General features: G+C 72.5%; 10 protein-coding genes and 1 pseudogene. 5 read left to right on the top strand and 6 right to left on the bottom strand.

Translation table 11 applies throughout. The features are described 5' to 3' along the window. Nucleotides 1–373: 373 nt before the first annotated feature. From ABZ865_RS00950 to ABZ865_RS00925, 6 genes and pseudogenes are all read right to left on the bottom strand, one after another. A pseudogene (locus ABZ865_RS00950) lies at nucleotides 374–1,471 on the bottom strand (ABC transporter ATP-binding protein); the annotation flags it as partial. A gap of 181 nt (nucleotides 1,472–1,652) precedes the next feature. Continuing rightward, complete coding sequence (locus tag ABZ865_RS00945; protein ID WP_361224276.1) at nucleotides 1,653–2,966, bottom strand: PP2C family protein-serine/threonine phosphatase; 1,314 nt, start codon at nucleotides 2,964–2,966, stop codon at nucleotides 1,653–1,655. Nucleotides 2,967–3,063: 97 nt separating this feature from the next. After that, nucleotides 3,064–3,471 (bottom strand): peptide-methionine (R)-S-oxide reductase MsrB, encoded by a 408-nt coding sequence (gene msrB / locus ABZ865_RS00940; RefSeq protein WP_361222099.1) that lies wholly within the window; start codon nucleotides 3,469–3,471, stop codon nucleotides 3,064–3,066. Between the two features lie 30 nt (nucleotides 3,472–3,501). Next, nucleotides 3,502–4,887 carry a UDP-N-acetylmuramate--L-alanine ligase gene (gene murC / locus ABZ865_RS00935; protein ID WP_361222097.1) on the bottom strand — a complete coding sequence of 462 codons (1,386 nt, stop codon included), beginning with the start codon at nucleotides 4,885–4,887 and terminating at the stop codon, nucleotides 3,502–3,504. Between the two features lie 111 nt (nucleotides 4,888–4,998). Then, nucleotides 4,999–5,472, bottom strand: coding sequence for an indole-3-glycerol phosphate synthase (locus tag ABZ865_RS00930; RefSeq protein WP_361222095.1), 474 nt, complete (start codon nucleotides 5,470–5,472; stop codon nucleotides 4,999–5,001). A gap of 155 nt (nucleotides 5,473–5,627) precedes the next feature. After that, a complete protein-coding gene (locus ABZ865_RS00925) occupies nucleotides 5,628–6,509 on the bottom strand; it encodes a pyrimidine reductase family protein (protein ID WP_361222093.1) in 882 nt (293 codons plus the stop codon). Nucleotides 6,510–6,545: 36 nt separating this feature from the next. On the opposite strand from ABZ865_RS00925, the gene zapE reads away from it, so the two are divergent. The 5 genes from zapE to ABZ865_RS00900 all read left to right on the top strand — a co-directional run bounded on the left by zapE (nucleotide 6,546) and on the right by ABZ865_RS00900 (nucleotide 11,616). Continuing rightward, nucleotides 6,546–7,649 (top strand): cell division protein ZapE, encoded by a 1,104-nt coding sequence (gene zapE, locus ABZ865_RS00920; RefSeq protein ID WP_361222091.1) that lies wholly within the window; start codon nucleotides 6,546–6,548, stop codon nucleotides 7,647–7,649. 312 nt (nucleotides 7,650–7,961) lie between these two features. Continuing rightward, nucleotides 7,962–8,540 carry a carbonic anhydrase gene (locus tag ABZ865_RS00915; protein ID WP_361222089.1) on the top strand — a complete coding sequence of 193 codons (579 nt, stop codon included), beginning with the start codon at nucleotides 7,962–7,964 and terminating at the stop codon, nucleotides 8,538–8,540. An 8-nt stretch (nucleotides 8,541–8,548) separates the two neighbouring features. Continuing rightward, nucleotides 8,549–10,063, top strand: a complete 1,515-nt coding sequence (locus ABZ865_RS00910; protein WP_361222088.1) for a SulP family inorganic anion transporter — start codon at nucleotides 8,549–8,551, stop codon at nucleotides 10,061–10,063. Nucleotides 10,064–10,236: 173 nt separating this feature from the next. Continuing rightward, nucleotides 10,237–11,037 (top strand): slipin family protein, encoded by an 801-nt coding sequence (locus ABZ865_RS00905; protein ID WP_361222086.1) that lies wholly within the window; start codon nucleotides 10,237–10,239, stop codon nucleotides 11,035–11,037. Nucleotides 11,038–11,046: 9 nt separating this feature from the next. Next, on the top strand, nucleotides 11,047–11,616 hold the full coding sequence (locus ABZ865_RS00900; protein WP_361222084.1) for a YbhB/YbcL family Raf kinase inhibitor-like protein: 570 nt from the start codon (nucleotides 11,047–11,049) through the stop codon (nucleotides 11,614–11,616). Nucleotides 11,617–11,705 lie beyond the last annotated feature (89 nt).

Raw genomic sequence — 11,705 nt, 5'->3', positions numbered from 1 at the left:
CGGCACGGTCCCCGTCGCGGTCGGCGTGGCCCGCATCGCCGTCGGCACGGCCCCCGTCGCCGTCGACGTGGTCGCCGTCCCGATCGGCGCGGCCCCCGTCGCCGTCGGCGCGGGCTCCGTCCCGGTCGGCACGGTCCCCGTCGCGGTCGGCGTGGCCCGCATCGCCGTCGGCACGGCCCCCGTCGCCGTCGACGTGGTCGCCGTCCCGATCGGCGCGGCCCTCGTCGCCGTCGGCGCGGGCTCCGTCCCGGTCGGCACGGTCCCCGTCGCGGTCGGCGTGGCCCGCATCGCCGTCGGCACGGCCCCCGTCGCGGTCGACGTGGTCGCCGTCCCGGTCGGCGCGGGCTCCGTCCCGGTCGGCGCGGTCGCCGTTGTGGGCGGCGCGGATCGCCTCGCCGATGGTCTGCTGGGAGACGACCCCGACGGCGCGGCCCTCGCCGTCCACGGCCACGGCCCAGCCGGTCGGCGAGAGCACGGCCCCGTCGAGCGCGGTGCGCAGCGAGTCCCTGCCGGGCACGAACGGCCTTCCGTGCGGCAGCAGTCGGTCGCGGTCGATGTCCCCGGCGGTGAGCCGGTCCGGCTCGCCCCAGCCCAGGGGCGTGCCGTCGGTGTCCGTCACGAGGAGGTAGGGGGCCGCAGCGGCGGCGCCGCGCGCGGCGAGCGTGCCGGCGTCCGCGTCGACCGGGACGACGGGGGCGGTCTGCAACTCCAGCTCGTCCGACGGGAAGAAGGAGAGCCGGCGGATGCCCCGGTCGGCGCCGAGGAAGTCCTCCACGAAGGAGTCGGCGGGCGCGCTGAGCAGTTCGGCGGGCGGGGCGAACTGGGCGAGCCTGCCGCCGGTGCGCAGCACGGCGACCATCGTGCCCAGCTTGACCGCCTCGTCGATGTCATGGGTGACGAAGACGATGGTCTTGCCCAACTCGTCCTGGATCCTGAGGAGTTCGTCCTGCAGCCCCTTGCGCACCACAGGGTCGACGGCGGAGAACGGCTCGTCCATCAGCAGCACCGGAGGATCGGCGGCCAGGGCCCGTGCCACGCCGACGCGCTGCTGCTGGCCGCCCGAGAGCTGGTACGGGTACCGCTGGGCGAGCGAGGCGTCGAGGCCGACCCGCTCCATCAGCTCCCCCGCCCGCGCCCGCGCCTTCCGCTTGTTCCAGCCCAGCAGCCGGGGCACGGTGGCGATGTTGTCGAGGATGGTGCGGTGCTGGAAGAGTCCCGCGTTCTGGATGACGTAACCCATCGACCGGCGCAGGGAGTTGACCGGCCGGTCCCGGATGTCCGCGCCGTCGAGGAGGATGCGGCCCTCGCTGGGCTCCACCATCCGGTTGATCATCCGCAGGGTCGTCGTCTTGCCGCACCCAGAGGGGCCGACGAGGACCGTGATCGCGCGGTCCGGTATCTCCAGCGACAGCCCGTCGACCGCCACCGTTCCGTCCGGGTACCGCTTCGTGACTGCATCTATCCGTATCAAAACGCCGCGCACCCTTCGGGTTTGGCGGTTTTCCGCCCGCTTTCGGCCACGGTCTTCGGTGCGGAGGCCGATGCGGGCCGAGTCTAGACCGCTTGTGTTGCGGCACTTCGGCGGCGGTGTGGCGTGTTCCGAGGGGCGGAGTGGAGCGGAGTGTGCGGAGTGTGCGGAGTGGTGCTCCCGGTCACGTCGCCGGTGTCACCCCCGCCGCGTCGTCGTCCGCTCCGGGGGCCGGCTGCCGGGCGTGGGGGCGGGCGGCGAGGACGGCCACGTCGTCCTCGGCGTGGCGGGCGTCCAGGCGGGTGAGGATGGTGTCGAGGAGGTCGTCGACATGGCGGCCGGGGGCGAAGCGGAGGGCGGCCAGCCGGGCGAGGGAGGCGTCGATGTCCTCACCCCGGTGTTCCACGAGCCCGTCGGTGAACAGCACCAGGGTCTGCTCGTGCTCCAGCGTGTGCGTGGCCGACTCGTACCCGCCGAGCCCGGTGCCGAGCGGGGGACCGACCGGGACGGGCAGCAGCGAGGCCTCGCCGTCCTGGGTGATCAGCACGGGCGGCAGATGCCCGGCGCTGGCCAGGGTGAGCTGGCCCCGGCCGGGGTCCACGCGGGCGAGCAGACAGGTGGCGGGTCTGCGGTCGGCCTCGCCGGCGGCGATGTCGTCCATCTGTCGCAGCACCCGGTGCGGGGGCAGTTCGGAGGAGGCGATGTAGCGGAGCGAGGAGCGGTAGGCGCTCATGTCGACGGCGGCCTCCAGGCCGTGCCCCATGACGTCGCCGACGACCAGCAGGGTGCGGCCGAAGTGCAGCCGTACGGTCTCGCACCAGTCGCCGCCCACCAGCGCCCGCTGTCCGGCGGGGAGGTAGCGGACGGCGACGTCCATGTTCGGGTGCGGGCGGCCGGGCTCGGCCAGCAGGGCCCGCTGGAGGTCACCGGCGGTACCGCTGATCTGCTCGTACGCGCGCACGTGCTGGATGTGGGAGGCGGCGCGCTCGGCGAGCAGGGCGAGCACTTCGGCCTCCGGCGGGCTGTACGGCTCCCCCTTCCGCGCCCAGACGAGCACGCCGTACTGGTCGTCTACGCTGGCCAGCGGCACACAGAGCGCGGTGACGGTGGTGGTGCCCACGTACTCGACCCAGGGGCCCGCGCCTTCCTCCAGCGTGGGCGAGGCCGTCTCCCGGGCCACCGCGGCGGCCCACCGGGCGTCGGGCAGGAGCTGGGCGTCCCCGGTGATCTGCTCGTACTCCGAGACGGTGTGCCCACTGCGGCGCATGACCGCGGCGGTGCCGCCGATCAGCTGTACGACGGCCCGGGCCAGCTCGGCGCGGGCCGCGTCCTCGTCCGGCTTCGTCCCTATGCCGGCCGCGGCGGCCCGCAGCGCGCTCAGCCAGGCCGCCGCGTCCTCGGACGCGCTGTCGTCCCCCCGCCGGCTCTCGTCCGCGTGTCGGCGGCTGCCGACGGGCACGGGCCCGCGACGGGACTGGATCCAGCGCGCGACACCCATCACCCTCACAGAATCTCAAACCGGAGCGAGCCCGGCACCAGTCTCACCAGTCCCTCACGCCCCGGTCGTCCCGCGGACCCCCGAACCCCCGGAGGGATCAGCCCTCCTCGGGCTCCAGCCGCAGCGAGATGCTGTTGATGCAGTACCGCTGGTCGGTGGGCGTGGGGTAGCCCTCGCCCTCGAAGACGTGCCCGAGGTGCGAACCGCACCGGGCACAGCGGACCTCGGTGCGGACCATGCCGTGGGACCGGTCCTCGATCAGCTCGACCGCGTCGGTGTCCTTCGGGTCGTAGAAGGACGGCCAGCCGCAGTGCGACTCGAACTTGGTGCCCGAGGTGAACAGTTCGGCGCCGCAGGCACGACAGGAGTAGACGCCCTTGGTCTTGGTGTCCGTGTACTCACCGGTGAACGCCGGCTCGGTGCCGGCCTGGCGGAGCACGGCGTACTCGGCCGGGGTCAGCTCCGCGCGCCACTGCTCGTCCGGCTTCTCGACGTCGTACGACATGACTCTCAGCCCCTTAGCTCTGCGACAGCTCTATGAAAGGCGGTCCAGGATCCGCGGGCCCAGGTCGGTCACGTCGCCCGCGCCCATGGTGAGAACGAGATCACCGGGCTTCGCCATTCCCGCGATCACCTCGGGGATCTCCGCCTTGTCGTGCACGGCGGTGACGTCGGCGCCCGCGGCGCGCGCGGCATCGATGATCAGCTCGCTGGTCACTCCGGGGATCGGGTCCTCGCGGGCCGGGTAGATGTCGAGCACCACGGAGGCGTCCGCGAGGGCCAGCGACTGCCCCATCTCCTTGCCCAGCTCCTGGGTGCGGGAGAACAGGTGCGGCTGGAAGACGACGAGGATCCGCGCGTCCCCGGCGGCGGACCGCATGGCCTCCAGGTCGGCGGTCATCTCCGTGGGGTGGTGGGCATAGGAGTCGATCACCTGGACGCCGGCCGCCTCGCCCTTGAGCTGCAGGCGCCGCTTGACGCCGGTGTAGGCGGCGAGCGCGGGGGCCAGCTCGGCGGCCGGGATGCCGAGGGCGGCACCGGCGGCGAGCGCGGCCACGGCGTTGTGCGCGTAGTGGCGGCCGGGCACGGAGACGGTGAAGGTCAGCTCCTGACCGTCCAGCACCACGGTGACCTGGCTCTTGAGCCCCTGCGGCACGACGGAGAGAACGCGCACGTCCGCGTCGTCGGCCTCGCCGTACGTCACGGTCCGCACCGAGCCGTCGAGGCGACGGGTCAGCTCGCGGGCGCCCTCGTGGTCGGCGGAGATCACCAGCGTGCCGCCGGGCACGATCTTCCCGGCGAAGGTCTCGAAGGACTCGTAGATCTCGTCCATCGAGGCGTAGTTCGCGTGGTGGTCCAGCTCGACGTTGAGGACGATGGCGACCTCGGGCGCGTATTTGTGGAAGCTGCGGTCCGATTCGTCCGCCTCGGCGACGAAGATGTCGCCCTCGCCGTGCAGCGCGTTCGAGCCCGGCGCGTCCAGGTCGCCGCCGATGGCGTACGACGGCTCGCGGCCCAGCTCGGTCAGCGAGACGGCCAGCATGGAGGTGGTCGTGGTCTTGCCGTGCGTGCCCGCCACGGCGATCGGGCGCAGCCCCTCCATCAGCGCGGCCAGCGCGTCGGACCGGTGCACCACCGGAATGCCCAGCTCGGCGGCGCGGGCCAGCTCCGGGTTGTCCTGCCGGATCGCCGACGACACCACGACACAGCTGGCGTCGTCGGCGAGGTGCTCGGCGGCGTGTCCGATGTGCACGGTCGCCCCGAGCGCCCGCAGCGCCTCGGCGGTCGCCGACTCCTTGGCGTCGCTGCCGGCCACCTTGGCCCCCCGCTGCGCGAGGATCTTGGCGATGCCCGACATCCCGGCTCCGCCGATGCCGATGAAGTGCGGTCGGTCCATGGCGGTAGGAAGGCCGGGTGCCATGTGGTTCTCCCCAAGATTCCGGTACGAGGCTGAGCGGGCCCTAGCCTATGCGCTGAAGCGCCGGGCTCCTTGCAACGAGGGGGCCGGTCCCCGGCTCCCCCAGCGGAGCGCCTACGCCTTGCTGTGCGAGAAGAGCTTCAGCACCGGCACCCCTACCTTGTGCCGGGCCCGGGAAGCCCAGTCCCGGTGGAAGAACTCCTCCACGTAATGGGGATCCGTCAGCACGATGACCTCGTCCGCCCCCACCTCGGCGACCAGGGCCTTCAGCGCGTCCAGCGGATGGTCCTCCACCAACCGCCCCTCCGCCTGGCTCCCCGCCGCCCGCAGCGCCTGCACGGACACGTCCAGCGCCTGCTCCCCCATGCTCCGCGCCGCCTGGCCCTCGGGCGTCTCACCCTCGTGGACGGCCTCGTCGAGTTCGCCGAGCGCGATGTCGTCGATGGCCCGCAGCAGACGGTCGGCCTGTTCGCCGCGCGGCTGGAGCAGCACGTGGAAGGTGACCGGCTCGTCTCCGTGCAAGGTGGTGACGAACTCCACGTCGGCGGACGTCAGGGCCTTCTCGATCATCAGAACGCTTGTGAACACCAGGCGCCTCTTCTCCTTGAAGGGCCCGTCGGACCCTCTGTCCTCCGTGGGCCCGGCAAGGCCCTGCGGAAACCATCCTGCCCCGTGATCGCACGGGTGCTGCCGGACTAAGTGTGCCCGCCGGAAGCTAAACGGAACGGCAGATTCCGCTGATTTCAGGAGCGTCGGTAACGACTGAACAGATATCCGTCTTCTTCCAGCAGGGACACGAGTTCGAAGCGGTGCGGAACGGCCACCGACGGCCCCCCGGCGATGCGCTGCGCGCCCCCCGCGGTGAGCATCGGCGAGAGGGTCAGGCACAGCTCGTCCAGCACGCCGGCGGCCACCAGCTGGCCGAGCAGCCGGGGTCCACCCTCGGTGAGCTGCCGGGTGTGGCCTAGGTCGGCGAGGGCGCGTACCGCGCGCGCGGGGTCGACGCCCGTGCCGTCGCCGGCGACGACCACCCGGGCACCGGCCCGCTCGGCGGCGGCGACCCGGTCCGCGGGCGCGGCGGCGCCGGTCAGGACCACCGTCGGCACCAGGGGCGAGGTGAACAGGGGCAGGGAGAAGTCCAGGTCCAGGCCCGCCGTGACGATCGCGATCGCCGGTGCCGGACCCTGCCCCGCGGCCTTCCGGGCCTCCGCGAACTCCGCACGCGCGCGTGCGGGCCGGTACCCCTCCTGCCGCACCGTTTCCGCGCCGACCAGGACGACGTCCGCGAGCGCCCGCAGCGTGCCGAAGATCCGCATGTCGGCGGACGAGGAGATGGGCTGGGAGCGCCCCTCGTGCTGGGCGGCGCCGTCGAGCGTCGAGACCATGTTGGCCCGCAGCCACGACCGCGGGGCGCCGGAGGTGCCGGCCGCGAGCTCGGGGTAGGCGTAGGCGGCGGCCAGCTCGGCGAGGGTCCACTCACGGTTCACGAGCAGATGGGTCCGGGCGGCGTCGCCCAGCGCATGAGCGGCGTGCGCACCGGCCGTCCCATGCAGCTCCTCCCCCTCCATGGCCCCACCGAAGGCGTGGGCTGCTGTTTCGTAGGTCACAGGGAACAGGCGTCGCATTCGTGCAGTCTTACACGGCGCTTAGCATGGGTGACCGTGTCGTCCTCCACCACCGCCACCGAGTCCAGCCCTCTGACCGACGCGGGCCCGCTGTCCCTGTGCGAGCGCGAGCCGCGCGTCCCCGCCGACCGGCTGGTCGCCGAGATGGTGCCGCCGCCGCGGTTCGACTCGGTGCGCTTCGCCACGTACATCCCGGACCCCAAGCAGCCGAGCCAGACCGAGGCCGTGCGGGTCCTGGAGGGGTTCGCGGCCGGGCTCGGCGGCGCGCACGCCTCCGGCGCCGGCCGGCGCGGCTTCTTCGGGTTCGGCCGGGCGAAGGCGCCCAAGACCCCGGCCGGTCCGCGCGGTGTCTACCTCGACGGCGGCTACGGCGTCGGCAAGACCCACCTGCTCGCCTCCCTCTGGCACGCCACCCCCGCCGAGCCCGCCCGCAAGGCGTTCGGCACCTTCGTGGAGCTGACCAACCTGGTGGGCGCCCTCGGCTTCCAGCAGACGGTGCAGACGCTGTCCGGGCACAGCCTGCTGTGCATCGACGAGTTCGAGCTGGACGACCCGGGTGACACCGTGCTCGTCTCCACCCTGCTCGGCAAGCTGGTCGACGCCGGCGTGGCGCTCGCCGCCACCTCCAACACGCTGCCCGGCAAGCTGGGCGAGGGCCGGTTCGCGGCCGCCGACTTCCTGCGCGAGATCCAGGGCCTGTCCGCCCACTTCCGCCCCCTGCGCATCGACGGCGAGGACTACCGCCACCGCGGCCTGCCCGAGGCCCCGGCGCCGTTCACCGACGAGCAGGTCACGAAGGCGGCGTACGCCACCGAGGGCGCCTCGCTGGACGACTTCCCGCATCTGCTGGAGCACCTGGCCAGGGTGCACCCGAGCCGGTACGGCGCCCTGACCGACGGGGTGAAGGCGGTGTGCCTCACCGACGTGCAGCCGGTGCCGGACCAGTCGACGGCGCTGCGGCTGGTGGTGCTGGCGGACCGTCTGTACGACCGCGAGGTCCCGGTGCTGGCCTCGGGGCTGCCGTTCGACCGGCTGTTCAGCGAGGAGATGCTGAAGGGCGGCTACCGGAAGAAGTACTTCCGCGCGATATCCCGGCTCACCGCGCTGGCCCGGGACGCGAAGGGGCTCGTCACGTCGTAGCTGTACGACCGAGCCGTTCGGCCGAGCTGTACGACCGAGCCGTTCGGCCGAGCTGTACGGCCGAGCCGTTCGACCTAGCTGTTCGAACTCGTGCGGGTCAAGGGGCCGTTCAGGCCATGCGACCCGCACTTTTCACGCTCTCTCGCGCGTGTTCAGGCCCAGTTGACACCGCGAAGGCTCGCGCACGGCTAACGTGGTTCTTGACCATCCATTGACCAACGCTTGGTGATGCGATGGCCAAAACCGGGCCCGGAACCATCCGGTGCTCCGCACCGACGCGCCGCTGAGGCGCGCCAGGAGGAGTCCACACAGATGCAGCCCCTCATCGACAACGCCCGCAGTTTCGGACAGCGCCCTGAGGAGTTCGCCAAACTCGCCGCAGGCCAGTCCCCCCACGTCCTGTTCATCACCTGCTCCGATTCCCGGGTCGTCCCGGCCCTGATCACGGGCGCCCGCCCCGGCGAGCTGTTCGAGCTGCGCACCGCGGGCAACATCGTCCCGCCGTACGCCTCCGAGCACCCCACCGCCGAGGCCGCCACCATCGAGTACGCCGTGGAGGTGCTCGGCGTCCGCGACATCGTCGTCTGCGGCCACTCGCACTGCGGCGCCGTCGGCGCGCTGGTGCGCGGCGACGACCTGACCGCCGTACCCGCCGTGCGCGACTGGCTGGCGCGCGCCACCCCGCGCCCGGCCGGCGCCGCCGAGGACCCGGAGGTCGCCGAGGGCGTCCAGAGCCACGTCCTGACCCAGCTGCTGCGGCTGCGCTCGTACCCCTGCGTGCAGCGCGGGACGGCACAGGGCCGGCTCCGGCTGCACGCCTGGTACTACGAGGTGCACACCGGCGCGGTCCGGGCCCACCGCCCGCAGTCGGACACCTTCGAAGCCCTGTGAGCGCGCCGATGACCAGCAACCACCTCATATCGCGCGCCACAGGGCGCTTCCCATATCTGCGGCAGGACCTCGCGGCCTCCCTCGTCGTCTTCCTGGTCGCGCTCCCGCTGTGCGTGGGCGTGGCCGTGGCCTCCGGCGTCCCGGCGGAGCTGGGCCTCGTCACGGGCATCGTGGGCGGGCTCGTCACCGGGCTGCTGCGCGGCAGCAGCCTCCAGGTGTCCGGGCCCGCCGCCGGGCTGACCGTGCTCGTCTACGAGGCGGTCCAGGAGTTCGGGCTGCCGGCGTTGGGCGCGATCGTGCTCGCCGCCGGCCTGCTCCAGCTCCTCATGGGCGCGCTCCGGCTGGGCCGGTACTTCCGCGCCATCTCCGTCTCGGTCGTCGAGGGCATGCTGGCCGGTATCGGCCTGGTGCTGATCGCCGGCCAGCTGTACCCGGCCATGGCGGCGAAGGCCCCCGCCTCGGGCCTGGCCAAGCTGGCCGGACTGCCGGGCGCGCTCCTCGACGCCCTCGACGACGGGCGGGCGCTCGCCTCGCTGGACCTGTGCGCGGGCACCGTCGCGGTCCTGGTGCTGTGGAAGCACGCGCCGGCGAGGCTGCGCACGGTTCCCGGACCGCTCGCCGCCGTCGGCCTCGCCATGCTGGCCGCGCTGGTGCTGCGCCTGCCAGTGGCCACCGTCGAGGTGAAGGGGCTGCTGGGGGCGATCCAGCCGCCGCCGCTGAGCGTCTTCGCCGAAACCGCGAGCGTCGCGGCGCTCGGCACGGTCGTCGCGTTCACGCTGATCGCGTCGGCTGAGTCGCTGTTCAGCGCGGCGGCCGTGGACCGGCTGCACGACGGGCCGCGCACCGCGTACGACAAGGAGCTGATGGCCCAGGGCGCGGGCAACGCGGTGTGCGGGCTGCTCGGCGCGCTGCCGATGACCGCGGTGATCGTGCGCAGCGCGGCGAACGTGCAGGCGGGCGCCCGTACGAAGGCGTCCCGCGTCCTGCACGGCGTCTGGCTGCTGCTGTTCGCCGCGCTGCTGCCGGACGCGCTCGCGTACATTCCGATCCCCGCCCTGGCGGGCATCCTGATCCACTCCGGCGCCAAGCTGGTGCCGGTCGGGGCGCTGACCGTGCTGTGGCGCGAGCACCGGGGCGAGGCGCTGATACTGGCCGTCACCGCCGTGTCGATCGTCGTCGTCAGCATGTTCGAGGGCGTGCTCATCGGGCTCGCGCTGGCGATCGTCAAGACGGCCTGGGAGGCCTCGCACGTCCGGCTGGAGGTCGTCGACAAGGGCGCCGGCCCGATCGAGGCGCATCTGTCGGGCAACGCGACCTTCCTGCGCCTGCCGAAGATCCTCGACAGCCTGGAGTCCCTGCCCGAGGACCGCCCGGTCCGCCTGGACCTCTCCGGCCTCCACCACTTGGACCACGCCTGCCGGACGGCCCTGGAGGCCTGGACGGCACGCCACGGCGCGGCGGGCACGGAGCCGGTGCGTCTGACGGGTCTGACGGCCGCGTCCGGGCCCGAGCCGGAGAGGTGACGTCACTCTTCCTTTCGGGTTTCCCTTCGGGGTGCCGGTTCCCCGGGCCGGGCCGCCGACGCCCCTCGGTGGCCCGGCCCGGCCTTTCCGTACCGCCCATGGCTTCAGTCCCGGAGCGGAACTATCGTTGCAAGTGCGGATACAAGCGCGGACCTCTCGATGAGGAGGTCATCATGCTCCAGGACCTGCTGGGTGCGCTCGCGGCGTTCGGTTCCGTGAGCGTCGTGTACCTGGCGATGGCAGCAAGGGTCGTCAAGCAGTACGAACGGGGTGTGCTGTTCCGGCTCGGCCGGGTCGCCGGTGACGTACGGACGCCGGGCCTGAACCTGGTGATCCCGTTCGTGGACCGGCTGCACAGGGTCAACATGCAGATCGTGACCATGCCGATCCCGGCCCAGGAGGGCATCACCCGCGACAACGTGACCGTGCGCGTGGACGCCGTCGTCTACTTCCGGGTGGTCGACGCGGTCAGCGCACTGGTGAAGGTCGAGGACTACAAGTTCGCGGTCTCGCAGATGGCGCAGACCTCGCTGCGCTCGATCATCGGTAAGAGCGATCTGGACGACCTGCTCTCCAACCGGGAGAAGCTCAACCAGGGCCTGGAGTTGATGATCGACAGCCCGGCCGTCGGCTGGGGCATCCAGGTCGACCGGGTGGAGATCAAGGACGTCTCCCTGCCGGACACGATGAAGCGGTCCATGGCCCGTCAGGCCGAGGCCGACCGGGAGCGCCGGGCCCGGATCATCAACGCCGACGCCGAGCTGCAGGCCTCCAAGAAGCTGGCCGAGGCCGCGCAGCAGATGTCCGAGACTCCGGCCGCGCTCCAGCTGCGGCTGCTGCAGACGGTGATGGCGGTGGCGGCCGAGAAGAACTCGACGCTGGTGCTGCCCATCCCGGTGGAGTTGCTGCACTTCCTGGAAAGGGGCCATCAACTGCCCGCGCCGGACGGTGAGCGAGCGGCACATTCCGGTTAGCGTGCGGGTATGCGCAGAGGTTGGGTGGTGGCCCTGGTCGCGATGGCGGTGGCAGCGGGGTGCGGGGACGGCGGCGGTGGCAGTACGGCCCCCGCTCCCTCGTCTCCCGTCCCCTCCGCCGGCGCGGGCCATCGGCTCTCGGTGACCAGCACCGCCTACGTGGACGGCGGCACGATTCCCCGCCTGTTCACCTGCGACGGCGAGAACGTCTCACCCCCGCTCGCCGTCGCGGGCGTCCCCGGGACCACCGCCGGCCTCGCCTTCCTGCTCCAAGACCTCGACGCCCCGCGCGGCACTTTCACGCACTGGCTGGTGTGGGACATCGACCCGCACACCACCCGCCTCACCTCCGGCCGGCACCCCAAGGGGGCGACCGAGGGCCGCAACGACTTCGGCAGGACCGGTTACAGCGGCCCCTGCCCGCCCCACGGCGACCGGCCGCATCGCTACGTCCTCACGGTGTACGCCACCGATCACGACCCGGACCTCGCCCCCGACGCGACCCCCGCCGACCTCCTGCAGGCCCTGTCCGGTCACACCCTCGCGACCGGCTCCCTGACGGGGCGTTACGGACGCTGACATGTGCCCCGGCCGACCTCCGCACGGGTGACCGTACGGCCGCGCCACGGGTCGTATAGTCACACAAACAAACAATTAGTCCTACTTTC

The organism is Streptomyces sp. NPDC047085, from assembly GCF_040643735.1.
GTDB lineage: Bacteria > Actinomycetota > Actinomycetes > Streptomycetales > Streptomycetaceae > Streptomyces.
Note: the sequence above shows the minus strand (reverse complement) of the source record. Positions and strands in the feature narration are given on the sequence as shown.

Bases quoted from the DNA above. Each gene is read 5' to 3' on its own strand.
- ABZ865_RS00945 (WP_361224276.1), bottom strand. From the start codon at position 2,966: ATGGGTGTCGCGCGCTGGATCCAGTCCCGTCGCGGGCCCGTGCCCGTC.
- msrB (WP_361222099.1), bottom strand. From the start codon at position 3,471: ATGTCGTACGACGTCGAGAAGCCGGACGAGCAGTGGCGCGCGGAGCTG.
- murC (WP_361222097.1), bottom strand. From the start codon at position 4,887: ATGGCACCCGGCCTTCCTACCGCCATGGACCGACCGCACTTCATCGGC.
- ABZ865_RS00925 (WP_361222093.1), bottom strand. From the start codon at position 6,509: ATGCGACGCCTGTTCCCTGTGACCTACGAAACAGCAGCCCACGCCTTC.
- ABZ865_RS00915 (WP_361222089.1), top strand. From the start codon at position 7,962: ATGCAGCCCCTCATCGACAACGCCCGCAGTTTCGGACAGCGCCCTGAG.
- ABZ865_RS00910 (WP_361222088.1), top strand. From the start codon at position 8,549: ATGACCAGCAACCACCTCATATCGCGCGCCACAGGGCGCTTCCCATAT.
- ABZ865_RS00905 (WP_361222086.1), top strand. From the start codon at position 10,237: ATGCTCCAGGACCTGCTGGGTGCGCTCGCGGCGTTCGGTTCCGTGAGC.
- ABZ865_RS00900 (WP_361222084.1), top strand. From the start codon at position 11,047: ATGCGCAGAGGTTGGGTGGTGGCCCTGGTCGCGATGGCGGTGGCAGCG.